This is a genomic window from Nonomuraea sp. NPDC050643 (assembly GCF_040654715.1).
In the GTDB taxonomy this organism is placed as follows: domain Bacteria; phylum Actinomycetota; class Actinomycetes; order Streptosporangiales; family Streptosporangiaceae; genus Nonomuraea.
Window position 1 is genome coordinate 1 of the sequence record NZ_JBFAIM010000108.1, and the last position, 23,823, is coordinate 23,823.

Below are 23,823 nucleotides of genomic sequence, written 5' to 3' on the forward strand. Positions count from 1 at the left end.
GCGGCCCCGCACGCCGCCGCCGCCCCCCCCGCCGCCGCCCGGCGCGCCGGGCCCGCCTCGGCGACCGGCGCGGCCAGCATGCCGAGCCCGCCGGCCGCCGCCGCAGCCGAGCCGGCGAACAGGAACGGCATCTCCCGGTAGCCCTCGTGCCAGGCCGGCACCGCGGTGTCGCAGATCAGCGCCGCCGTGTACGTCGCCACCGCCGACCCGGTCAGCCCGGCCCCCACGGTGGCGGCGCGCCCCAGCCCCGAGCACCTCCCGGTGAGGTCGGCGGCCGCCGCGCAGGCGACCTGCGGGGCGTAGCCGCTGAGGATCCAGGTGCCGACGCTCATGGGCGAGGTCACCTTGAACACCCGCAGCATGTTGAGGAAGCGCTCGGGCCGGCCCAGGTCGTGGATCAGCGCGTAGAACGAGCCCCCCAGCGCGCACAGCGCCCCGGCCTTGCTCACCCTGGCCAGCCGCGGCCTGCCGGTCAGCTCGGCGACGGCCGCCAGCGTCGAGGAGGCCCCCGCCAGGCCGCCCAGGAAGAGGTAGCCGGCGATGTCGTGCACCTTCCACGGCGGCGCGTTCAGCACCGGCCGCCCGTAGTAGGAGTCGAAATCGGCCTGGGGCACCATCAGCCGCTCGCGCCGGCGGCCCGCGGAGCCCGGCGTGGCCTCGCGCTCGGTGCGTGTCCCGGCCGAGCCGTCCAGCCGCACGTCGGTCTGGCTCATCGCCGCCTCCTGATCGCCGTCGCGGCCATGCCCGCGAGCAGGCAGAGGGCCGCCACCCCCACATGCCGCCACATCGACGGCAGGTCTCTGGTGGTCACCACGGGGTCGGGCGGCAGGCCGTAGACCTCGGGCTCGTCCAGCAGCAGGAAGAACGCGGCGGTGCCGCCCACGCCGTCATCGGGGTCGTGGCCGTAGAGGCGGGCCGAGCCCACCCCGGCCTCGCGCACCTGCGCCAGCCGCCGCTCGGCCCGCTCACGCAGCTCGTCCAGGTCGCCGAACTGGATGGAGTCCGTGGGGCACGTCTTCGCGCAGGCCGGCTCCTCCCCGGCCTCCAGGCGGTCGTAGCACATCGTGCACTTGGCCGCCGTGCCGCCGGTCTCCCGCTTGCCGATCACCCCGAACGGGCAGGCGGGCACGCAATAGCCGCAGCCGTTGCAGATGTCCTGCTGCACCACCACCGTGCCGAACTCGGTGCGGAACAGCGACCCCGTCGGGCACACGTCGAGGCAGGCCGCGTGCGTGCAGTGCTTGCACACGTCGGAGGCCATCAGCCAGCGGAAGTCCATCTCGCCGACGCCGGGCTCCTGGTGCCCGAGCGGCTTGCGCTGCTCGATGAACGCCACGTGCCGCCAGGTGTCGGCGCTCAGGCCCACGGTGTTGTCGTAGGACATGCCGGTGAAGACGAGGCCGTCTTCGGGGACGGCGTTCCACTCCTTGCACGCCACCTCACAGGCCTTGCAGCCGATGCAGACGCTGGTGTCGGTGAAGAACCCCACGCGCCGGCCGTCGAGGCGCTCGTCGAGGTCGAAGGCCATCGCTCACACCTCCATTCCGGTGTCCTCGGTCACTCCGGCGCGCTCCCGGTAGGACCTGACCAGCTCGGGCAGCGCGGCACCGCGTGGCCGCCGCCCCGGGCGGATGTCCGCCGACAGGGCCTTGACCTCCTGGATGTGCGCGTTGGGATCCAGGGAGATCGCCGACAGCTCGTTGGCCGCGTCGCCCGTGGCCAGCCCGTTGGGGCCGAAGTGGAACGGCAGCCCGATCTGGTGCAGCACCCGGCCGTTCAGGTGCAGCGACGGGATCCGGTCGGTGACCATCACCCTGGCCTCGATGGCGTTGCGCGCCGTGACGATCGTGGCCCAGTCGCCGTGCACCAGCCCCCGCTCGGCCGCCAGCGCCGGCGACACCTCGCAGAACATCTCCGGCTGCAGCTCCGCCAGATAGGGCGTGAACCGGCTCATGCCGCCCGCGGTGAAGTGCTCGGTCAGCCGGTACGTCGTCACCACGTACGGGTAGACCGACGCCCCCGGCTCGTCGCCACTCGGCTGGTAGCGGTTGTCCGCGTGCGGGTAGAGCCTGCGCGCCGGGTTGCGCTGGTGCCCGTAGAGCGGGTTGGCCACCGGGGAGTCCTGCGGCTCGTAGTGGGTGGGCAGCGGCCCGTCCACCACCCCGGACGGCGCGTACAGCCAGCCCTTGCCGTCGGCCTGCATGATGAACGGGTCGATCCCCGACAGCGCCGCCACCCCCAGCGCGCCGGGCGGCGGCCGGTAGGCCGGGTCCTTGCCGGGCTCGAAGTCGGGCACGTCGTGACCGGTCCACCGGCCCGCCTCCGCGTCCCACCAGACGAGCCGCTTGCGCTCGCTCCACGGGCTGCCGTCGGGCCTGGCCGAGGCCCGGTTGTACAGGACGCGCCGGTTGGCCGGCCAGGCCCACGCCCATTCGGCGGCGATCCAGTCCTGCTCGGCGCCCGGTCTGCGGCGGGCGGCCTGGTTGACGCCGTCCGCGTACACGCCGCAGTAGATCCAGCAGCCGCAGACGGTGGAGCCGTCGTCCTTCAGCTCGCCGTAGCCGGACAGCGGCCGGCCCCGCGCGTCCCAGCCGTTGATCTCGGCCAGCACCGCCTCGGCCGACGGGTCGGCCGTCTCGCCCTCGACCGGGTAGTCCCAGGTCAGCTCCCGCACCGGCGCGTCCATCGGGTCCTGCGAGGCCGCCAGCCGCTCCCTGATGATGCGCCCCAGGTGGTAGATGAACCACAGGTCGCTGCGCGCGTCGCCGGCCGGCTCGACGGCCTGGTGGTGCCACTGGAGCCAGCGGTTGGTGTTGGTGAAGCTGCCGCTCTTCTCGGTGTGCGCCGCCGCCGGGAGGAAGAACACCTCGGTGCCGATCTCGGCCGTGCTCAGCTCGCCCGTCTCGATCTCGGGGCCGTCCTTCCACCAGGTGGCGCTCTCGATCAGGTTGAAGTCGCGCACCACCAGCCACTCCAGGTTGGCCATGCCCAGACGCTGCATCCTGGCGTTGGCCGAGCCGACCGCCGGGTTCTCGCCGAGCAGCAGATAGCCCTTGCAGGTGCCCTCCATCTGCGCCAGCACCGTGTCATAGGTGCTGTGCGAGCCGGTGAGCCGCGGCAGGTAGCCGAAGCGGAAGTCGTTGTCGGGCCGGGCGGACTCGCCCCACCACGCCTTGAGCAGGCTGACCAGGTAGGACGGCATGTTCGCCCAGAAGCCCTTGTGCGCCGCGTCGGCCCGCAGGAAGTCCGCCAGCCGCTCGTCCTCGTGCGCGTACGGCATCGGGATGTAGCCGGGCAGCAGGTTGAACAGTGTCGGCACGTCGCTGGAGCCCTGGATGCTGGCGTGCCCGCGCAGCGCCTGGATGCCCCCGCCGGGCCGGCCGATGTTGCCGAGCAGCAGTTGCAGGATGCTCGCCGCCCGGATGAACTGCGAGCCGTCGCTGTGCTGCGTCCAGCCGACCGCGTAGACGAACTCGGCGGTTCTGTCGGGCCCGGAGTTGTCCGTCAGATGGCGGCACACCTGCTCGAACAGCCGCCGCGGCACCCCGCACACCCGCTCGACCGTCTCCGGCGTGTAGCGGGCGAAATGGCGGCGCAGGGCCTGCATGACGCAGCGCGGGTGGCGCAGCGTCTCGTCACGCTCCGGCTCGCCCTCCAGCGGCACGCCGGCGGCGCCGGACATCTCGCCGCGGCCCGGGGGCATCGATCCCGCCCCGCCGTCGCCCTCGTGGTCGCGGGCGCCCGAGGCGGCGACGACCGGCGCGCCCTCGTACTGCCAGCTCGTGTCGTCGTAGGTGCGGGTCTCGGCGTCGAAGCCGGAGAACACGCCGTCGAGGTCCTCGGCGTCGCGGTAGTCCTCGCGCAGCAGGGTGGCCGCGTTGGTGTAGTTGACCACGTACTCGTGGAAGTAGAGGTCGTTCTCCAGCACGTGGTTGATGATCGCGCCGATGAAGGCCACGTCGGAGCCGGCCCGGATCGGCACGTGCAGGTCGGCCAGCGCACTCGTACGGGTGAAGCGCGGATCCACGTGGATGATCACCGCACCGCGCGCCTTGGCCTCCATCACCCACTGGAAGCCCACCGGATGCGCCTCGGCGAAGTTCGAGCCCTGGATCACCACGCAGTCGGAGTGCTGCAGGTCCTGGAGGAACGTGGTCGCCCCGCCCCGCCCGAACGACGTGCCCAGCCCCACCACGGTCGAGCTGTGGCAGACGCGGGCCTGGTTCTCGATCTGCACCACGCCGAGCGCCGTCAGCAGCTTCTTGATGAGGTAGTTCTCCTCGTTGTCCAGCGTGGCGCCGCCCAGGCTGGCGATGCCCATGGTGCGGGCGGTGCGCAGGCCGTCCTTCTCCCACTCCCAGGTCTCCCGGCGGGTGGCGATGATCCGGTCGGCGATCATCTCCATGGCCGTGGCCAGGTCGATCTCCTGCCAGTCCGCCGCGTGCGGCGGCCGGTAGAGGGCCTGGTGCCGCCGGTTGGAGGCGGTGGTGAGCTGCAGCGTGGCCGCGCCCTTCGGGCACAGCCGGCCCCTGCTGATGGGCGAGTCGGGGTCGCCCTCGATCTGGACGACGCGCTCGTCGCGCACGTAGACCTTCTGGCCGCAGCCCACCGCGCAGTATGGGCACACCGACCTGACCACGCGGTCCGCGGTGGCCGTGCGGGCGCGCTGCGCCTCCGTCTTCGGCGACTTCGCCGCGGCGCCCCGCCCCGTACGATCCCCGCCCGTGAGCTGCCGAAGCAGCGGCCACCGCAAATCCATGACACCCCCCGATGCCCCCGGCACCAGTCCTGCCCTGCCACGGCGAGGAGAAAACCGGCAGGTCAGAGGGGGTTCAGAAGACGCGTGCGGCGGCCTCGGCCCAGGCGCCGCCGTCGCCCGCGGGCTCGTAGCGGCGCAGCGGCTCCGACGAGGCCACCAGCGAGCGCATCTCCTGCAGCCCGGACACCAGCCCGGCGGCGCGCGCCTGCACCAGCACGTTGCCGAACGTCGTCGCCTCCGCCGGCCCCGCCACCACCGGCAGCCCGCAGGCGTCGGCGGTGAGCCGGCACAGCAGCTCGTTACGCGATCCGCCGCCGACCAGGTGGACCACCTCGACGTCGCGGCCCGACAGCTCCATCGCCTGCCGCACGGCCAGCCGGTGCCCGAGCGCCAGGCTCTCCAGCACGCACCGCACGAACGCGGCGGGGGAGGAGGGCGGGAGCTGGCCGGTGCGGCGGCACTCGGCCGCGATCCTGGCAGGCATGTCGCCCGGCGGCAGGAACACCGGCTCGTCCGGGTTGACCACGGCGGCGAACGGCTTCTCGCCAGCCGCGGCGGCGAGCAGCGCGCCCAGGTCGGAGCCCGGCCAGGCGCGCAGGCACTCCTGCAGCAGCCACAGGCCCATGACGTTGCGCAGATAGCGGACGGTGCCGTCGATGCCGGCCTCGTTGGTGAAGTTCGCGGCGCGGCTCTCCGGCGTGAGCACCGGTCCGGGCAGCTCCACCCCGGCCAGCGACCACGTGCCGCACGAGACGTAGGCGAAGGCCGGGCCCGAGGCGGGCACCGCCGCCACCGCCGAGGCCGTGTCGTGCGAGCCGACCGCCCTGACCGGCGCCGACCAGCCGATCTCGGCGGCCACGTCGGAACGCAGCCCGCCGATCGGCTCGCCCGGCCGGCGCAGCGGCGGGAAGATCCCGGCGGGCAGGCCGAGCCGATCGATCAGCGGGTACGCCCACTCGCGGGTGTTGACGTCGAGCAGGCCCGTCGTCGAGGCGTTGGTCACCTCGGCGCCCGGCTCGCCGGTCAGCCAGTAGCCGATCAGGTCGGGGATCAGCAGCATCGTGGCCGCGTCGTCGAGCCGGTCGGCCAGTAACTGGTAGAGGGTGTTGAACGGCAGCACCTGCAGCCCGGACACCTCGTAGAGAGCGGCCGCGCCGACCTCCCGGGCCACCCGCTCGGCCACCCCGCTGGTCCGGTCGTCGCGGTAGTGCACCGGGTTGCCGATGAGCGAGCCCGACGCGTCGAGCAGCCCGTAGTCGACCGCCCACGAGTCGACGCCGATGGAGGACACGGGCCCGGCGGCACGCAGCCCGGCCAGGATCTCCCGGTAGAGCCCCAGCACGTCCCAGTGCAGCCGGCCGGCCACGCGCACCGGGCCGTTGGGGAAGCGGTGCGCCTCGGTCAGCCGCAGGCCGTCGGTCAGGTCGGCCAGCATCACCCGGCCGCTGGAGGCGCCCAGGTCGACGGCGGCGAAACGGCGGCTCATTGGGTGGTCTCCCTGGGGACGAGCTCGGGCTGGAACATGATGTGCTGGTGCGCGTGCGTCTCGGGGTTGTCGCACTCGTCGAGCAGCAGCTCGGTGGCGATGCGGCCGAGCTGGTAGGTCGGTTGCCGCATCGAGCTGAGCGACACGGTGGAGGCGGCGGCGAAGTCGATGTCGTCGTAGCCCATCAGCACCACGTCTTCGGGCACCCGCACCCCGGCCCGCAGCAGCGCCCGCAGCACGCCGAGCGCGAGCAGGTCGTTGGCGCAGAACACGGCCTCGGGCAGCCCGCCCGCGATGAGGTCGGCGGCGGCCTTCTCGCCCGCGCGGGCGGTCATCGTCGCGGTCTCGGCCACCCGCAGGTCGGCGGGGTCGAGCCCGACGGCCCGCATCGCCGCCTTGGCGCCCTCGCGCCGCTCCACGCACTGCCTGATCGTCAGCGGCCCCGTCACGTAGGCGATGCTGCGCGCGCCCTTGGCCAGCAGGTGCGCGACGGCGGCCCGGCCGCCCGCGACGTCGTCGACGGCGACCGCGCACTGGTCGGGCCGGTGGGCGGGATGGTCGACCAGCACCACGCTGATGCCGTGCTCGCGCAGCCGGTCGAGCCTGGCCGGGTCTTCGCCGGAGGGGGTGATCAGCACGCCGCGCACCCGGTGCTCGGCCAGCACGCGCAGGTTGCGCTCCTCCTTGTCCAGCGAGCCCGCGGAGTTGCCGAGGATGACCGCGTAGCCCAGCTCGCTGGCGACGTCCTCGACCCCGGCGGCGACCTCGGTGAAGAAGGGGTTGCCGATGTCGATCACGCTCAGGCCGATCGTCCTGCTGTGCCCGGCGCGCAGCGTCGAGGCCGAGCCGTGGCGGACGAAGCCCAGCTCGTTGATGGCCGCCTCCACGCGCTCCCGGGTGGCGGGGGCGACTTTGCCGGGCCGGTTCAGTACGTTGGAGACCGTGCCTGGGGAGACGCCGGCGTGGGCGGCGACGTCCTTGATGCTGACCATGGCCATGGGGCCCAATTAAAACGTACTAACGAAGTGCGCGCCAGTCACGGCACCGGTGAGGGCGTGGATTCGCGTTGACGGCGCCGCGAAGGGAAGCCTGACGTCGCGGGCCGGAAGTAAAACGTTCTACTAAAGGGGGCGCTCGTGATCCGGGCTGCCATCGTAGGCGCCGGCGCCATCGCCGCGCACAGTCACGTGCCCGCCCCGCGGGCCCACGGTGACCGGGTCGGCTGGTCACCGGCCGCCCGGTCCGCCGCGACGGGATCACCCCGGAGAGCCCCTTCTGCCACCGGCTCGACGGAGGCGTTGAATCGTTCTTCGCGACCGGCCCGCGCGCATAACGTTCCGATAACTCCGGCGTCACGGCTCATGCTCGGCGCCGACCCGCCTGCCTGCGGAATCACCCCCGCTGATCAGCGGGAATCCGCCCACGGCGGTGAGAAGGGTCTTGTGCGGCACGGCGGAGGAACGTTTTAATCCCCCGGTAAACGCAGGCGTAACAAAGTGTGAGCGCTAACAGTAATTCTCGAAAGGCAGGCTTCATGCCGGACGTCATCGCCTACGGCGGGGACTGGAATCCCGAGCAGTGGCCCGAGGAGACGTGGGAGCAGGATGTCGCGCTGATGCGCGAGGCCGGCGTCAACCGGGTCAGCGTCGGGATCTTCTCCTGGTCGCTGCTCGAACCCGTCGAGGGGGTGTTCGACTTCGACTGGTTCGACCGCGTGATGGACCTGCTGGCCGCGAACGGGATCCGGGCGAACCTGGCCACCCCCACCGCCTCCCCGCCGCCCTGGTTCGGCGACGCCTACCCCGAGGCGCTGCCCGTGGACGCCGACGGCCGGCGGCTGAACCACGGCAGCAGGCAGGGCTTCTGCCCCAGCTCGCCGATCTTCCGCGAGAAGGCGCTGCGCATCGCCGAGCAGGTGGCCCTGCGCTACCGGGACCACCCGGCGCTGGAGCTGTGGCACGTGCACAACGAGTACGGCTGCCACAACGCCCGCTGCTACTGCGACACCTCGGCGGCGGCCTTCCGCGCCTGGCTGCGCACGCACTACGCCACGCTCGACGCGCTCAACGACGCGTGGGGCACCGCGTTCTGGTCCCAGCACTACAGCGACTGGGCGCAGATCCTGCCGCCCCGCGCCACCCCCAGCTTCAGCAACCCGGGCCAGCAGCTCGACTTCCGCCGGTTCAGCTCCGACGCGCTCGTGGAGCTCTACATCGCCGAGCGCGACCTGCTCAAACAGATCACCCCGGACGTGCCCGCGACCACCAACCTGATGGCCGGCGCGCACTGGGACATGGACAACTGGGCCTTCGCCGCCGAGCTGGACGTGGTCTCCACCGACCACTACCTGGTCGGCGCCCGCCCCGACCCGCACATCGACCTGGCCTTCGCCGCCGACTACGCCCGCTCCCTGAACGGCGGCCGGCCCTGGCTGCTCATGGAGCACTCCACCAGCGCGGTCAACTGGCAGCCCCGCAACCTCGCCAAGACCCCCGGCGAGCTGCGCCGCAACTCCCTGTCCCACCTGGCCAGGGGCGCGGACGGCATCATGTTCTTCCAGTGGCGCCAGTCCAGGGCGGGCGCCGAGAAGTGGCACTCGGCGATGGTGCCGCACGCCGGCACCCGGACCAAGGTCTGGCGCGAGGTCGTGGCGCTGGGCGCGGAGCTGGCCGGGCTCGGCGACGTCGCCGGCAGCACGGTCACGGCCGACGTCGCCCTGCTCCTCGACCACTCCAGCGTGTGGGCCCAGGATCACCCGGCCCAGCCCACCGCGGAGCTGGAGCCGGTGGAGGAGGCCAAGCGCTGGCACGCCGCGCTCTGGCGGGCCGGGATCACCTGCGACGTGGCCCACCCCGAAGGCGACCTGACCGGCTACCGCCTGGTCGTGGTGCCCGCGCTCTACCTGGTGAGCGACGCGGGGGCGGCCAACCTCGAGGAGTTCGCCCGGCGGGGCGGGGTCGTGGTGGTGGGGCCGTACAGCGGGATCGTGGACGAGCACGACCGGGTGCGGCTGGGCGGCTACCCCGGCGCCTGGCGGGACCTGCTCGGCGTGACCGTCGAGGAGTTCTTCCCGCTGGCCGCCCCCGTCCGGCTGGCGTCGGGCGCGTCGGGGACCGTCTGGAGCGAGGCGGCGCACACCACGACCGCCAAGGTCCTGGACACCTACGCCACCGGCGAGCCCGCCTGGACCCGCAACGAGTTCGGCGAGGGCGCCGCGCACTATCTGACCACCCGGCTCGACGACGACGCCCTCGCCCAGGTGCTCGCCACGGCCTGCGCCGAGGCCGGCGTCGAGCCGCCCGCCACGGCGCCGCCCGGGGTGGAGGTCGTCCGCCGCTCCCACGACGGCGGGCGCTCGTTCCTGTTCGCCATCAACCACACGGCCGGCGACGCCTCTGTCACCACACCTGACGGCCGGACCGCCACGGTCGCGGCGGGCGACGTCCTGGTCATCACCGGCTGACCGGCCAGGGGCGGTGATCCCGCCCCTTCCCGCTCCTATGGAAGGCGCTTCCCGCCGGGGCTCCCGGTCCCGGCGACCACCCCCACGGGCGTCCCCGCGGCGCCCGGCCCCGCATGGAGGTGCACCGTACGATGTCCGAGATCACGCGAAGAGCCACCCTGAAGGGCATGGCCGTCACCGGAGCCGCCCTGCCGCCGGCCTCTATGCCGGAGTCCCCGGCCGTGGCCGCCATCCAGAACCTCGCCCTCGTCGGAGACCGGATTCCGCATTAAAACGTGTCACCGCCCCCGAAGGTTCTCTCACCGTATCGGGGGCGGGTATCGCATTGACAGCGAGCACCAGGAATCATAGTTTCCTGCACGGAGGATTAAAACGTTTTGAAGGGAGTGCCCGTGCAACGCGTCTGCTTCCTGCTCAAAGTCCGCCCAGAGCGGCTGGCGGAGTACCGCGAACGCCACCGGGAGGTCTGGCCGGAGATGCGAGAGGCGCTGTCGAGCACCGGCTGGCACAACTACTCGCTCTTCCTCAGGGACGACGGCCTGCTCGTGGGCTACCTGGAGACCGACGACTTCGAGGCCGCCAGGAAGGCCATGGCCGAGACCGAGGTCAACGCCCGCTGGCAGGCCGAGATGGCGCCGTTCTTCGAGGACCTCGACGGGCGTCCCGACGAGGGCATGGCACCGCTGACCGAAGTGTTCCACCTGGATTGATCGGGGAGTAATGACTGACATCAAGGCCGTGCTGCGGGCGCAGCACATCGAGACGCCGTCCTGGGCTTACGGCAACAGCGGCACCCGGTTCAAGGTGTTCGCCCAGAAGGGGGTGCCGCGCGACCCGTACGAGAAGCTGGCCGACGCCGCCCAGGTGCACGCCCACACCGGCGTCGCGCCCACGGTCGCCCTGCACATCCCGTGGGACAAGGTGGACGACTACGCCGACCTGGCCCGCCACGCCCGCGAGCTGGGCGTGGGCATCGGAGCGATCAACTCCAACGTCTTCCAGGACGACGACTTCATGCTCGGCAGCGTCACCAACCCCGCCGCCAGGGTCCGCCGCAAGGCCACGGACCACCTGCTGGAGTGCGTGGACATCATGGACGCCACCGGCTCCGACACGCTGAAGCTGTGGTTCTCCGACGGCATCAACTACCCGGGCCAGGACGACATCAGGTCCCGCCAGGACCGCCTCGCCGAGTCGCTGGCCGAGGTCTACGACCGCCTGGGCGGGGATCAGCGCTTCCTGCTGGAGTACAAGCTCTTCGAGCCCGCCTTCTACGCCACCGACGTGCCCGACTGGGGCACCGCCTACGCGCACTGCGTCAAGCTCGGCCCGAAGGCGCAGGTCGTGGTGGACACCGGCCACCACGCGCCGGGCACCAACATCGAGTTCATCGTGGCGTTCCTGCTGCGCGAGGGCAAGCTCGGCGGCTTCGACTTCAACTCCCGCTTCTACGCCGACGACGACCTGATGGTCGGGGCGGCGGACCCGTTCCAGCTCTTCCGCATCATGTTCGAGGTGGTACGCGGCGGCGGGCTCGACCCCGAGAACGGGGTCGCGTTCATGCTCGACCAGTGTCACAACATCGAGCCCAAGATCCCGGGCCAGATCCGCTCGGTCATGAACGTCCAGGAGGCCACCGCCAAGGCGCTGCTGGTGGACCGGGAGGCGCTGGCCGCCGCCCAGTCCGAGGGCGACGTGCTGGGCGCGAACGCCGTGTTCATGGACGCCTACAACACCGACGTGCGGCCGCTGCTCGCCGAGCTGCGCGAGGAGTCGGGCCTGGCGCCCGACCCGATGGCCGCCTACGCCAAGTCCGGATACTTCGAGAAGATCGCCGCCGATCGCGTCGGCGGCGAGCAGGCCGGCTGGGGGGCCTGAGAGCACATGGACGTCGTCAAGCACCTGCTGGACCGCTCGCACCGCCTGGGCGCCGACCCGCGCAACACCAACTTCGCGGGCGGCAACACCTCGGCCAAGGGCGCCGCGCCCGACCCGGTCACCGGTGAGGAGGTCGAGCTGCTCTGGGTCAAGGGCTCCGGCGGCGACCTCGGCACCCTGAAGGAGTCCGGCCTGGCCGTGCTCCGCCTCGACCGGCTGCGCGCCCTCACCGGCGTCTACCCGGGCGTGGAGCGCGAGGACGAGATGGTCGCGGCCTTCGACTACTGCCTGCACGGCAAGGGCGGCGCCGCGCCGTCGATCGACACCGCCATGCACGGCCTGGTCGAGGCCGCGCACGTCGACCACCTGCACCCCGACGCCGGCATCGCCCTGGCCACCGCGGCCGACGGCGAGGAGCTGACCCGGCGGGTCTTCGGCGACCGGGTCGTGTGGGTGCCGTGGCGGCGGCCCGGCTTCCAGCTCGGCCTCGACATCGCCGCCATCAAGGAGGCCAACCCGCAGGCCATCGGCTGCGTTCTGGGCGGCCACGGCATCACCGCGTGGGGGTCGACCTCCGAGGAGTGCGAGTCGCGGTCGCTGGAGATGATCCGGACCGCCGAGGCGTACCTGGCCGAGCACGGCCGCCCCGACCCGTTCGGCTCGGTCATCCACGACACGCTCGGCGAGGCCGAGCGGCACGAGCGGGCCGCCGCGCTCTTCCCGGTCATCCGCGGCCTGGCCGCCACCGACGTGCGCGTGGTCGGCCACTACACCGACACGCCCGAGGTGCTGGACTTCGTCGCCCGCGCCGAGCACCCGAGGCTGGCGGCGCTGGGCACGTCGTGCCCCGACCACTTCCTGCGCACCAAGGTCGCCCCGCTGGTGCTGGACCTGCCGCCGGACGCGCCGCTGGAGCAGGCCGTGGAGCGGCTGCGCGAGCTGCACCTCGCCTACCGCGAGGACTACACCGCCTACTACGACCGGCACGCCACCCCCGACTCGCCGCCCATCCGCGGCGCGGACCCGGCGATCGTGCTGGTGCCGGGCGTCGGCATGTTCTCCTTCGGCAAGGACAAGCAGACCGCTCGCGTGGCCGGCGAGTTCTACGTCAACGCCATCAACGTCATGCGCGGCGCCGAGTCCGTCTCCTCCTACGCCCCCATCCCCGAGTCGGAGAAGTTCCGCATCGAGTACTGGGAGCTGGAGGAGGCCAAGCTCCGCCGCATGCCCAGGCCCAAGGCCCTGGCCACCCGCGTCGCGCTGGTGACCGGCGGCGGTTCGGGCATCGGCGCGGCCACCGCCCGCCGCCTGGCGGCCGAGGGCGCGTGCGTGATCGTGGCCGACCGGGACCTGGGGGCCGCGGAGAAGGTGGCCGCGGAGCTCGGCGCGGCGGCGTACCGGGTGTCGGACGTCGCCGTGGCGGTCGGGGTGGACGTCACGTCGGAGGAGCAGATCGCCGCGGCCGTACGCGCGGGCGTGCTCGCCTTCGGCGGCGTCGACCTGGTCGTCAACAACGCGGGCCTGTCGCTGTCGCGCGCGCTCCTGGAGACCACGCTGGCCGACTGGGACCTGCAGCACGACGTCATGGCGCGCGGCTCGTTCCTGGTCTCCCGCGAGACCGCCAGGGTCATGATCGACCAGGCGATGGGCGGCGACATCGTCTACATCTCCTCCAAGAACGCCGTCTTCGCCGGCCCGAACAACGTCGCCTACGGCGCCGCCAAGGCCGACCAGGCCCACCAGGTGCGGCTGCTCGCGGCCGAGCTGGGCGCCCACGGCATCCGGGTCAACGGCATCAACCCCGACGGCGTCGTACGCGGCTCCGGCATCTTCGCCTCCGGCTGGGGCGCCAACCGCGCCGCGGTCTACGGAGTGGAGGAGGACAAGCTCGGCGAGTTCTACGCCCAGCGGACCCTGCTCAAGCGCGAGGTCCTGCCCGAGCACGTCGCCAACGCCGTCTTCGCCCTCACCGGCAGCGACCTCACCCACACCACCGGCCTGCACGTCCCGGTGGACGCGGGGGTGGCCGCCGCATTCCTGCGCTGACCGGCTTCCCGCACCGACCGGCCTTCCCGCACTGACCGGCTTCCTGAGCCGACCGGCCAGGTGCAGGCCGGTCAGGAGTATGCCGCCACCAGGCCGGCGAGCATCAGCACCGCCCCGGCCGCCGTGACCAGGATCCCCCCGGTCACGGCGGCCCTGCGCCCTTTGCGTGCCCCCAGCCAGTACATGACCACGTACGGCAGGAACCCCAGCCCGCCCAGCCCCAGCGCGGGCAGCGTCAGCGCGGCCAGGACCCCCTTCGTCCCGGCCGGCGCCGCCCGGTCGCCCTCCGGCGTGAGCTGCGCCCGCGTCACGTCACCCGCGTGGGAGTCGGGCGAGGCGCTCACCTCCACGACCGCCTGGCCCGAGTCGGGCGTGAACCGCCCCCTGCAGTCGTAGCGGCCCTGCCCCAGGTCCTCGCACGAGATCACCCGCAGTGTCCCCGGCGTGCCGGTCCGCCCGGTCGCCAGCGCGAGGTCGCCGAGTGCGAGAACGACCGGCAGCGCGCAGATCCCGAGCCACAGCAGGACCAGGACGATCCGCCCGAACGTCCCCGGGCCGCGCCCTCGGCTGGGTGTGACGAACTGCACATCGGACAGGAATTCGGTCATAAACCCCATTCTTCCTGTGTCCACTTGCAATTGGCTGGGAAGGAACCGCGGGGGAGCGATCTCACATTGCGGTAAGTGGCCCTGTGCTGGCTTGCACATCCATCCTCTGCGGTGCATCATCTTCAGTAAGCAATTTCATGAGGGTAAGTGCATAACCATGCAGGGGGATTTTGGATGAGGGCAGCGATCGCGGGAGCCAGCGGCTACGCGGGAGGTGAGCTGCTCCGCCTCCTGCTCGGCCATCCGGAGTTCGAGATCGGCGCGCTGACCGCCGCCTCGAGTGCGGGCAGCCTCCTGGGCGCCCACCAGCCCCACCTGCCGCAACTCGCCGACCGGGTCATCGAGGACACCACCGCCGCCACGCTGGCCGGCCATGACGTGGTCTTCCTGGCCCTGCCGCACGGCCACTCGGCGGCCGTCGCCGCCCGGCTCGGCGAGGAGACCGTCGTGGTCGACTGCGGCGCCGACCACCGGCTCGCCGACCCCGCCGCCTGGCAGGAGTTCTACGGCGGCGAGCACGCCGGCACCTGGCCCTACGGCCTGCCCGAGCTGCCCGGCCAGCGGGAGGTGCTCAAGCGGGCCACGCGCATCGCGGTCCCCGGCTGCTACCCGACGTCCGTGCTGCTGGCGCTGACGCCCGCGTTCGCCGCCGGCCTGGCCGCGCCCGACGTGGTCGTGGTGGCCGCCAGCGGCACCAGCGGCGCCGGCCGGTCGCTCAAGACCAGCCTGCTCGGCAGCGAGGTCATGGGCTCGGTGAGCGCGTACGGCGTGGGCGGCGTCCACCGGCACACCCCCGAGATGGAGCAGGGCCTGTCGGCCGCCGCGGGCACGCCCGTGCGGGTGTCGTTCACCCCGACGCTGGCCCCGATGAGCCGCGGCATCCTCGCCACCTGCTCCGCGCCCGCCGCGCCGGGGGTGACCAAGGAGTCCCTGCGCTCGGCGTACGAGGTCGCGCTGAAGGGCGAGCCGTTCGTCAAGCTCCTGCCCGAGGGCCTCTGGCCGGCCACCTCCATGACCTACGGCGCCAACACCGCCGCCCTGCAGGTGACGCTCGACGAGCGCGCGGGCCGTGTGGTCGCCGTCATCGCCATCGACAACCTCACCAAGGGCACGGCCGGAGGCGCCCTACAGAGCGTGAACCTCGCCCTCGGCCTGCCGGAAGAGCTCGGCCTTCCCCTGACAGGAGTCGCTCCATGAGTGTTACCGCCCCCTTGGGGTTCAGAGCCGCGGGCGTTGCCGCCGGGATCAAGTCCGGCGGCGCCCGTGACCTGGCCCTCGTCGTCAACGACGGGCCCAGCCGCGCCGCCGCGGGCGTGTTCACCGCCAACCGCGTGAAAGCCGCCCCCGTGCTGTGGTCGCAGCAGGTGCTCACCGGCGGGCGGTTGCGGGCCGTGGTGCTCAACTCGGGCGGCGCCAACGCCTGCACCGGCCCCGAGGGCTTCCAGGACACCCACGCCACCGCCGAGAAGGTGGCCGAGGTGCTGGAAGACTCCGCGGGCGAGGTCGCGGTCTGCTCCACCGGCCTGATCGGCGAGCGGCTGCCGATGGACGAGTTGCTGTCGGGCGTCGAGAGCGCCGCGGGCCAGCTCTCCCGCGACGGCGGCCTGGCCGCCGCCGACGCCATCCGCACCACGGACACCGTCTCCAAGATCTCCTTCAAGCGGGCCGGCGGCTACATGGTGGGCGGCATGGCCAAGGGCGCGGGCATGCTCGCCCCCGCCCTGGCCACGATGCTCTGCGTGATCACCACCGACGCCGAGCTGACCAGCGAGGAGCTCGACGCCACGCTGCGCCGGGCCACCGCCCAGACGTTCGACCGGCTCGACACCGACGGCTGCATGTCCACCAACGACACCGTGCTCCTGCTGGCCAGCGGCGCCTCGGGCGTCAGGCCGGACCTGGCCGAGTTCGAGCAGAAGGTCGTGGAGGTCTGCGCTGACCTGGCCAGGCAGCTCCTGGTGGACGCCGAGGGCGCCTCCAAGGCCATCGCCATCGAGGTGGTCGGCGCGGCCTCGGAGAACGACGCGGTCAAGGTCGGCCGCTCGGTCGCCCGCTCCAACCTGCTCAAGTGCGCCATCCACGGCGAGGACCCCAACTGGGGCCGCGTCCTGGCCGCCGTCGGCACCACCGACGCGGAGTTCGAGCCCGACCGGCTCAACGTGGCCATCAACGGCATCTGGATCTGCCGGGGCGGCGCGGTCGGCGACGACCGGGCCAAGGTCGACATGCGTCCCCGCGACGTGACGATCACCATCGACCTGTCGGCGGGCCCGCACACCGCGACCGTGCACACCACCGACCTGACGGCCGACTACGTCCACGAGAATTCGGCGTACTCCTCATGAGGATCAGCACCGCCCAGTCCAAGGCCGCCTCGCTCATCGAGGCGCTGCCGTGGCTGACCCGCTTCCACGGCGCGACCGTCGTCATCAAGTACGGCGGCAACGCGATGACCGAGGAGGCCCTCAAGGAGGGCTTCGCCGAGGACGTCGTCTTCCTGCGGCACGCGGGCCTGCGCCCGGTCGTCGTGCACGGCGGCGGCCCGCAGATCAGCAGCGCGCTCGACAAGCTCGGCATCGAGTCCACGTTCACCGCCGGGCTGCGCGTCACCACGCCGGAGGCCATGCAGGTCGTCAGGATGGTCCTCACCGGCCAGGTCAACCGCGACATCGTGGGTCTGGTCAACCGGCACGGCCCGTTCGCCGTCGGCATGTCCGGCGAGGACGCCCACCTGTTCACGGCGGTGCGCAAGCACGCCGTCGTCGACGGCGAGCCCGTGGACATCGGCCAGGTCGGCGAGATCATCAAGGTGCAGCCCGGCGCCGTGCGCGCCCTCATCGACGACGGCCGCATCCCGGTCGTCTCCAGCGTCGCCAGGGGCGACGACGGAGAGATCTACAACGTCAACGCCGACACCGCCGCCGCCGCGCTGGCCGTGGAGCTCCAGGCGCATAAGCTGATCGTCCTGACCGACGTGGAGGGCCTGTACGCGAACTGGCCCGACGACACCGACGTCATCGACAAGCTGAACGCCGACGAGCTCGAGGCGATGATGCCCACCCTGTCCAGCGGCATGGTCCCGAAGATGGAGGCCTGCCTGACGGCCGTGCAGGGCGGCGTCCCGCAGGCCCACGTGCTCGACGGGCGCGTGCCGCACTCGCTGCTGCTCGAGCTCTTCACCAATGAAGGAATCGGAACGATGGTGATGCCCTGATGAACCTGTTTCAGAGGTTCGACACAGCTTTCATGCCCAACTACGGGGTCCCCCCTGTCGCGCTGGCACGAGGCGAGGGCACCCGCGTCTGGGACGTGGACGGCAAGGAGTATCTCGACTTCATCGCCGGCATCGCGACCAGCTCGCTCGGCCACGCCCACCCGGCCCTGGTCGAGGCCGTCAGCAGGCAGGTCGCCACGCTCGCGCACACCAGCAACCTGTTCCTGCACGAGCCCGAGGTGCTGCTCGCCGAGCGGCTCCTGTCCCTGCTGAACGGCCCGGCCCGGGTCTTCTTCGCCAACTCGGGCACCGAGGCGAACGAGGCCGCGTACAAGCTGGCCCTCAAATACGGCCGGCGCGAGGGCCGCTCCTACTTCGTGGCCGCCGAGAACGGCTTCCACGGCCGCACGATCGGCGCGCTCTCGCTGACCGGCAAGAAGGCCATCCGCGACCAGTTCGGCCCGTTCCCCGTGGAGGTGCGCTTCGTCCCGTACGGCGACGCCGACGCCCTCAAGGAGGCCGTCACCGGCGACTGCATCGCGATCTTCCTCGAGCCCACGCAGGGCGAGGCCGGCGTCGTGCCGCCGCCCGCGGGCTACTTCGAGGCCGCCCGCGAGGTCTGCGACTCGACCGGCGCCCTGCTGGTGGCCGACGAGATCCAGTCCGCCATCGGCCGGACCGGGCACTGGTTCGCCCACCAGGCCGACGGCGTCACCCCCGACATCCTGACCCTGGCCAAGGGCCTCGGCGGCGGCCTGCCGATCGGCGCGTGCGTCGGGTTCGGCGACGCGGGCAGGCTGTTCGAGAAGGGCGACCACGGCTCGACGTTCGGCGGCAACCCGGTCTCGTGCGCCGCGGCGCTGGCCGTGCTCGACAACCTCGACCTCGACCACGTCAAGTCGGTCGCCGACCGGCTGCGCACCGGCCTGGAGTCGGTCGGCCACCCGCTGCTCAAGGGCGTGCGCGGCCGTGGCCTGTGGCTGGCCGCCGTCCTGCGCGAGCCGCGCTCGGCCCAGGTCCAGCAGGCCGCCGCGGACGCCGGCTTCCTCGTCAACGCCCTCCAGCCGGACGCGGTCCGCATCGCGCCCCCGCTGGTCGTCACGGCCGGCGAGGTCGACTCCCTCATCGCCGCGTTCCCCGCGATCCTGACGGAGGCGGCGAAGTGAGCGTCAGACACTTCCTGCGCGACGACGACCTGACCCCGGCGGAGCAGGCGGAGGTCCTCGACCTCGCCGCCGCGATGAAGAAGGACCGGTTCGGCCACCGCCCCTTCGAGGGCCCGCAGACCGTGGCCGTCCTGTTCGACAAGCCGTCGGCCAGGACCCGCGTCTCCTTCCACACCGGCATCGGCGAGCTCGGCGGCCTGCCGCTGGTCATCGACAACGTCTCGGTGCTCATGGGCCGCGGCGAGCCCACCGGCGACATCGCCAGGGTCCTCGACCGGCAGGTGGCCGCCATCGTGTGGCGGACCACCGGCCAGGCGCTCATCGACGAGATGGCCGCCTACTCCCGGGTACCGGTCGTGAACGCGCTCACCGACGAGTTCCACCCCTGCCAGATCCTCGCCGACCTGCAGACCGTCCGGGAGCGGCTGGGCCGGACGGCCGGGCTCACGTTCACCTACGTGGGCGACGGGGCCAACAACATGGCCCACTCCTACCTGCTGGGCGGCGCCACGGCCGGCATGCACGTACGCGTCGCCGGCCCGGCCGGCTACCAGCCCGACGCGGTCATCCTCGACCGGGCCGCCGCCATCGCCGCGCAGACGGGCGGCTCGGTGGTGGCGCTGTCCGACCCGGTGGCCGCCGCCCAGGGAGCCCACGTGATCGCCACCGACACGTGGGTCTCGATGGGCCAGGACGGCAAGGAGACGCGGGTGGCCGCGCTCATGCCGTACCAGGTCAACGGCGAACTGCTGGAGCACGCCGCGCCCGGCGCGATCGTGCTGCACTGCCTGCCCGCCTACCGCGGCTACGAGATCACCGACGAGGTGCTCGAAGGCCCGCGGAGCGTCGTGTGGGACCAGGCCGAGAACCGCCTGCACGCCCAGAAGGCCCTGCTCCATTGGCTGGTCTCGGCGTCCTCGCGGCGCGAGGGCACCGAGACCACCGATGACCGGTCATGAGGCCGGCGGACTCATGACCATTCCGATGACCAAGGCCGCGCGGCAGGCGAAGATCACCGACCTGCTGCTGCGGCAGGCCGTGCGCTCTCAGCCCGAGCTGGCCAAGCTGCTCGCGGAGAGCGGCGTCGAGGTCACCCAGGCCACGCTCTCGCGCGACCTCGACGAGCTCGGCGCGCTCAAACTGCGCGCCGACGACGGCTCGCTCGTGTACGCGCTGCCCGGAGAGGGCGGCGGCAGGATCCCGCTCACCCGGCTGGGCTCCGGCGAGTCCCCGGCCGCGCGGCTGCACCGCATCGCGGAGGAGCTGCTGGTAGGAGCCGAGGCGTCGGCCAACCTGGTCATCGTGCGCACCCCACCGGGAGCGGCCCAGTTCCTGGCCTCGGCCATCGACCACGCCGACTGGGAGTCGATCCTCGGCACGGTCGCAGGCGACGACACGATCCTCGTGATCAGCCGCGATCCGGCGGGCGGCCAGGCCGTCGCCGACGCGCTGCTGAAGGTCGCCGTCAGGCGAAGCTAGAAGACTTTGGAGAGTGAGATGTCCGAAAGAGTAGTCCTCGCGTATTCCGGCGGTCTCGATACCTCCGTCGCCATCCCGTACCTCGCCGAGAAGATGAACGCCGAGGTCGTCGCCGTCGCGGTGGACCTCGGCCAGGGCGGCGAGGACATGGAGATCATCCAGAAGCGGGCCATGGACTGCGGCGCGGCCGAGTCGGTCGTGGTGGACGCCAAGGAGGAGTTCGCCGCCGACTTCTGCGTGCCCGCCCTGCGGGCCAACGCCCTCTACATGGACCGCTACCCGCTGGTGTCGGCGCTGTCGCGCCCGCTCATCGTCAAGCACCTGGTCTCGGCGGCCGAGCAGTTCGGCGGCACGGTCGTCTCCCACGGCTGCACCGGCAAGGGCAACGACCAGGTCCGCTTCGAGGCCGGCCTGGCCGCGCTTGCCCCTGACCTGCGGGTCATCGCCCCCGCCCGGGACTTCGCCTGGACGCGCGACAAGGCCATCGAGTACGCCGAGGCCAAGGGCCTGCCCATCGAGACCTCGAAGAAGAACCCGTTCTCCATCGACCAGAACCTCTGGGGCCGCGCCGTCGAGACCGGCTTCCTCGAGGACATCTGGAACGGCCCCACCGAAGAGGTCTACTCCTACACCGCCGACCCGGCCCGGCCGCGCGAGGCGGACGAGGTGGTGATCACATTCGAGGCCGGTGTGCCGGTCAAGGTGGACGGGCGGGCGCTGACGCCGTACCAGGTCGTCGACGAGCTCAACAAGCGCGCCGGCGCGCAGGGCGTGGGCCGCATCGACATGGTCGAAGACCGCCTCGTCGGCATCAAGTCCCGCGAGGTGTACGAGGCGCCGGGCGCGATCGCGCTCATCACCGCGCACATGGAACTGGAGAACGTCACCGTCGAACGCGACCTCGCCCGCTTCAAGCGCGGCGTGGACCAGCGGTGGAGCGAGCTCGTCTACGACGGGCTGTGGTTCTCGCCACTCAAGAGCGCGCTCGACGCGCTCATCGCCGACGCGCAGAAGCACGTCAACGGCGACATCAGGATGACGCTGCACGGCGGCAAGGCGACCGTGACCGGCCGCCGGTCCGGGGATTCCCTGTACGACTTCTCCCTGGCCACCTACGACACCGGAGACACCTTCGACCAGTCGCTGGCCAAGGGCTTCGTCCAGCTGTTCTCCCTCCCCGCTAAGATCGCGGCCGCACGAGACACGAAGAAGGGCTGACTTGCACTATGGTCGCGGGGGAAATGGAGGAGATGACGGTGAGTGATGGCAAGCCGATGCGGCTGTGGGGCGGACGCTTCGAGAGCGGTCCGGCCGACGCGCTGGCCCGGCTGTCGGTGAGTGTGCACTTCGACTGGCGGCTGGTGCCGTACGACCTGGCGGCGTCCAGGGCGCACGCCCGCGTGCTGCACAAGGCGGGGCTGCTGAGCGACGACGAGCTCGAGCGCATGATCGGCGCGCTCGACGACCTGGAGCGCGCCTGCAAGGAGGGTGAGTTCCGGCCGACGGTCGCCGACGAGGACGTGCACACCGCGCTGGAGCGCGGACTGCTGGAGCGGCTCGGCTCGCTCGGCGGCAAGCTCCGCGCCGGTCGCTCGCGCAACGACCAGATCGCCACCGACCTGCGTCTCTATCTCCGCGACCACGCCCGCTCGATCGTCTCGCGCCTGGTGGAGCTCGAGACGGCGCTCATGGCCCAGGCGGAGCAGCACGCCGAGACGGCCGCGCCCGGCATGACGCACCTGCAGCACGCGCAGCCGGTCTCGTTCGGCCACCAGCTCCTGGCGCACGTGCACGCCTTCGCCCGCGACATCGACCGCCTCGTCGACTGGGACAAGCGCGCCGCGGTCTCCCCGCTCGGTTCCGGCGCGCTGGCGGGCTCGTCGCTGCCGCTCGACCCGCAGGCCGTCGCCGCCGAGCTGGGCTTCTCGGCCGCCGCCCCCAACTCGATGGACGCCGTGTCCGACCGCGACTTCGCGGCCGAGTTCCTGTTCGACGCGTCCATGATCGGCGTGCACCTGTCGCGCCTGGGCGAGGAGATCGTCCTGTGGGCCTCGCAGGAGTTCCGCTGGATCGAGATGGACGACGCCTACTCCACCGGCTCGTCGATCATGCCGCAGAAGAAGAACCCCGACGTGGCCGAGCTGGCCCGCGGCAAGTCAGGGCGCCTCATCGGCAACCTGATGTCGCTGCTCACCACGCTCAAGGGCCTGCCGCTCACCTACAACCGCGACCTGCAGGAGGACAAGGAGCCGGTGTTCGACTCCGTCGACACCCTGCTGCTGGTCCTGCCCGCGGTGGCCGGCCTGGTCGCCACGATGCGCGTCAACACCGCCCGCATGGAGGCCTCGGCCCCCGACGGGTTCGCGCTGGCCACCGACCTGGCCGAGCTGCTGGTCCGGCGCGGGGTCCCGTTCCGCGACGCGCACGAGGCCGTCGGCCACCTCGTCGTGTGGTGCCAGGTCAACGACAGGGACCTCGGCGAGCTGACCGACGACGAACTGGCCAAGGTGTCGCCGCACCTGACGCCCGACGTCCGCGACGTGCTGAGCGTGCCCGGCGCCCTGGCCGCCCGCAAGGCGCACGGCGGCACCGCGCCCGACCGCGTGCGCGACCAGCTCATCGCGCTGCGGGAGGCCGTCGACGCGCAGGCTGCATGGGCCGCGGGCAGCTGAGCTCCGCGGCGCTGCCGCGCGGCTTCTTCGACCGGCCGTCGCACGAGGTCGCGCCCGACCTGCTCGGGCGCGTCCTCGTCCACGGCGGTCCCAACGGTCCCGTCGCCGTGCGCCTGACCGAGGTCGAGGCGTACGGCGGCCCCGGCGAGGACCCGGCCGCCCACACCTACCGGGGCAAGACGCCCCGCAATGCGGTCATGTTCGGCCCGCCCGGCCACCTGTACGTCTACTTCACCTACGGCATGCACTTCTGCGCGAACCTCGTCTGCCTGCCCGAGGGCCACGGCTCCGCCGTGCTGCTGCGGGCGGGCGAGGTGGTCGCCGGCCTGACCGTGGCCCGCGCCCGGCGCTCGGCCGGCAAAACGGTCGACGACCGCGACCTGGCCCGCGGCCCCGCCCGGCTGGCCGTCGCCCTCGGCCTGCTCCGCGAGCACAACGGCCTCGACGCCGTCCTCGAAGGCTCGGCCCTGGGTCGGCCGCGCGAGTCGGTCACCGTCATGGAAGGCCGGCCCGCCGACGCGGCCACGATCAGATCAGGCCCCCGCACCGGCGTCTCGACCGCCAAGGAGACCCCCTGGCGGTTCTGGATCGACGGCGACCCCACCGTCTCCCCCTACCGCGCTCACGTGCCGCGCCGGCGCAGCGCCGCGGCCACCTCGGTGGGGGAGGTGCCCAGCTCGTGAGGGCTGAAGAGATGCAGATAGTCGCCGGTGTCGATCTCCAGCATCTCGCTGCGCAGCCCCCACCGCCTGCGCACGTCCACCCTGATGTCCCAGACCGACTCCCACGGCACGTGCCGCCGCCCGGCGAACCCGTGCACCACCGTGATGCCGCTCTGGTCGGCCGCCAGGCGCACGGGGACCAGCAGGTCACGCAGCCCCATCCCGCCCACCAGCACGGTCGCGGGCACGGCCAGGATCACCCCGCGGACATCGCCCCCCAACCACCAGTAAACGCCGAGCCCGGCACACGCCAGAGCCCCTAAGATCTTGAAAACGGCCAGCTCACGACGGACCCTCCACATGGACACCCACCGTATCCAAGTGGCGCGC

General features: G+C 72.2%; 21 protein-coding genes. 14 read left to right on the plus strand and 7 right to left on the minus strand.

Annotated features, from left to right (window positions below; genetic code table 11):
- The 5 genes from nrfD to AB0I15_RS63380 form a co-directional block, all read right to left on the minus strand.
- The coding region (nrfD, locus tag AB0I15_RS63360; RefSeq protein WP_358119423.1) for an NrfD/PsrC family molybdoenzyme membrane anchor subunit at positions 1-713 on the minus strand (713 nt) is incomplete at its 3' end.
- Complete coding sequence (locus tag AB0I15_RS63365) at positions 710-1,528, minus strand: 4Fe-4S dicluster domain-containing protein (RefSeq protein ID WP_358119425.1); 819 nt, start codon at positions 1,526-1,528, stop codon at positions 710-712. The genes nrfD and AB0I15_RS63365, both read right to left, overlap by 4 nt.
- Positions 1,529-1,531: 3 nt before the next feature.
- Positions 1,532-4,759: a formate dehydrogenase gene (fdh, locus tag AB0I15_RS63370; protein ID WP_358119427.1), complete on the minus strand. Its 3,228-nt coding sequence runs from the start codon at positions 4,757-4,759 to the stop codon at positions 1,532-1,534.
- Between the two features lie 73 nt (positions 4,760-4,832).
- The gene (locus tag AB0I15_RS63375) at positions 4,833-6,245 is read right to left on the minus strand and encodes a rhamnulokinase family protein (protein WP_358119429.1); all 1,413 of its coding nucleotides are present in this window, start codon (positions 6,243-6,245) and stop codon (positions 4,833-4,835) included.
- The gene (locus AB0I15_RS63380; protein ID WP_358119432.1) at positions 6,242-7,243 is read right to left on the minus strand and encodes a LacI family DNA-binding transcriptional regulator; all 1,002 of its coding nucleotides are present in this window, start codon (positions 7,241-7,243) and stop codon (positions 6,242-6,244) included. Before AB0I15_RS63380 ends, AB0I15_RS63375 begins: the two co-directional genes overlap by 4 nt.
- A gap of 536 nt (positions 7,244-7,779) precedes the next feature.
- On the opposite strand from AB0I15_RS63380, the gene AB0I15_RS63385 reads away from it, so the two are divergent.
- The 5 genes from AB0I15_RS63385 to AB0I15_RS63405 all read left to right on the plus strand — a co-directional run bounded on the left by AB0I15_RS63385 (position 7,780) and on the right by AB0I15_RS63405 (position 13,632).
- The gene (locus AB0I15_RS63385) at positions 7,780-9,708 is read left to right on the plus strand and encodes a beta-galactosidase (protein ID WP_358119435.1); all 1,929 of its coding nucleotides are present in this window, start codon (positions 7,780-7,782) and stop codon (positions 9,706-9,708) included.
- Between the two features lie 131 nt (positions 9,709-9,839).
- On the plus strand, positions 9,840-9,980 hold the full coding sequence (locus AB0I15_RS63390) for a hypothetical protein (protein WP_358119437.1): 141 nt from the start codon (positions 9,840-9,842) through the stop codon (positions 9,978-9,980).
- Between the two features lie 120 nt (positions 9,981-10,100).
- Positions 10,101-10,418: an L-rhamnose mutarotase gene (locus AB0I15_RS63395; protein ID WP_358119439.1), complete on the plus strand. Its 318-nt coding sequence runs from the start codon at positions 10,101-10,103 to the stop codon at positions 10,416-10,418.
- A gap of 10 nt (positions 10,419-10,428) precedes the next feature.
- Positions 10,429-11,586, plus strand: a complete 1,158-nt coding sequence (rhaI, locus tag AB0I15_RS63400) for an L-rhamnose isomerase (RefSeq protein WP_358119442.1) — start codon at positions 10,429-10,431, stop codon at positions 11,584-11,586.
- A gap of 6 nt (positions 11,587-11,592) precedes the next feature.
- The gene (locus tag AB0I15_RS63405; RefSeq protein WP_358119444.1) at positions 11,593-13,632 is read left to right on the plus strand and encodes a bifunctional aldolase/short-chain dehydrogenase; all 2,040 of its coding nucleotides are present in this window, start codon (positions 11,593-11,595) and stop codon (positions 13,630-13,632) included.
- Positions 13,633-13,703: 71 nt separating this feature from the next.
- Here the strand turns inward: AB0I15_RS63405 and AB0I15_RS63410 are convergent, their stop codons facing one another.
- Positions 13,704-14,240 carry a hypothetical protein gene (locus tag AB0I15_RS63410; RefSeq protein WP_358119447.1) on the minus strand — a complete coding sequence of 179 codons (537 nt, stop codon included), beginning with the start codon at positions 14,238-14,240 and terminating at the stop codon, positions 13,704-13,706.
- A gap of 174 nt (positions 14,241-14,414) precedes the next feature.
- Here AB0I15_RS63410 and argC point away from each other — a divergent pair, with 174 nt between their 5' ends.
- The 9 genes from argC to AB0I15_RS63455 are packed head-to-tail and all read left to right on the plus strand — an operon-like array spanning position 14,415 to position 23,454.
- Complete coding sequence (argC, locus tag AB0I15_RS63415; RefSeq protein ID WP_358119450.1) at positions 14,415-15,437, plus strand: N-acetyl-gamma-glutamyl-phosphate reductase; 1,023 nt, start codon at positions 14,415-14,417, stop codon at positions 15,435-15,437.
- Complete coding sequence (gene argJ, locus AB0I15_RS63420) at positions 15,434-16,585, plus strand: bifunctional glutamate N-acetyltransferase/amino-acid acetyltransferase ArgJ (RefSeq protein ID WP_358119452.1); 1,152 nt, start codon at positions 15,434-15,436, stop codon at positions 16,583-16,585. The genes argC and argJ overlap by 4 nt, the downstream gene beginning before the upstream one ends.
- Entirely contained in the window at positions 16,582-17,454 is an 873-nt protein-coding gene (gene argB / locus AB0I15_RS63425; protein ID WP_358119455.1) for an acetylglutamate kinase, read from the plus strand. The genes argJ and argB overlap by 4 nt, the downstream gene beginning before the upstream one ends.
- A complete protein-coding gene (locus AB0I15_RS63430; protein WP_358119458.1) occupies positions 17,454-18,620 on the plus strand; it encodes an acetylornithine transaminase in 1,167 nt (388 codons plus the stop codon). The genes argB and AB0I15_RS63430 overlap by 1 nt, the downstream gene beginning before the upstream one ends.
- A complete protein-coding gene (gene argF / locus AB0I15_RS63435) occupies positions 18,617-19,579 on the plus strand; it encodes an ornithine carbamoyltransferase (protein WP_358119461.1) in 963 nt (320 codons plus the stop codon). The genes AB0I15_RS63430 and argF overlap by 4 nt, the downstream gene beginning before the upstream one ends.
- Before the next feature lie 13 nt (positions 19,580-19,592).
- Positions 19,593-20,099: an arginine repressor gene (locus AB0I15_RS63440; protein ID WP_358119464.1), complete on the plus strand. Its 507-nt coding sequence runs from the start codon at positions 19,593-19,595 to the stop codon at positions 20,097-20,099.
- Positions 20,100-20,117: 18 nt separating this feature from the next.
- Complete coding sequence (locus AB0I15_RS63445; RefSeq protein ID WP_358119467.1) at positions 20,118-21,317, plus strand: argininosuccinate synthase; 1,200 nt, start codon at positions 20,118-20,120, stop codon at positions 21,315-21,317.
- 32 nt (positions 21,318-21,349) lie between these two features.
- Entirely contained in the window at positions 21,350-22,771 is a 1,422-nt protein-coding gene (gene argH, locus AB0I15_RS63450) for an argininosuccinate lyase (protein ID WP_358119469.1), read from the plus strand.
- On the plus strand, positions 22,753-23,454 hold the full coding sequence (locus AB0I15_RS63455; protein ID WP_358119472.1) for a DNA-3-methyladenine glycosylase: 702 nt from the start codon (positions 22,753-22,755) through the stop codon (positions 23,452-23,454). The genes argH and AB0I15_RS63455 overlap by 19 nt, the downstream gene beginning before the upstream one ends.
- On the opposite strand, the gene AB0I15_RS63460 is transcribed toward AB0I15_RS63455, so the two are convergent.
- Entirely contained in the window at positions 23,394-23,795 is a 402-nt protein-coding gene (locus AB0I15_RS63460) for a PH domain-containing protein (protein WP_358119474.1), read from the minus strand. The two genes, AB0I15_RS63455 and AB0I15_RS63460, sit on opposite strands and share 61 nt — an antisense overlap.
- Positions 23,796-23,823: the final 28 nt, after the last annotated feature.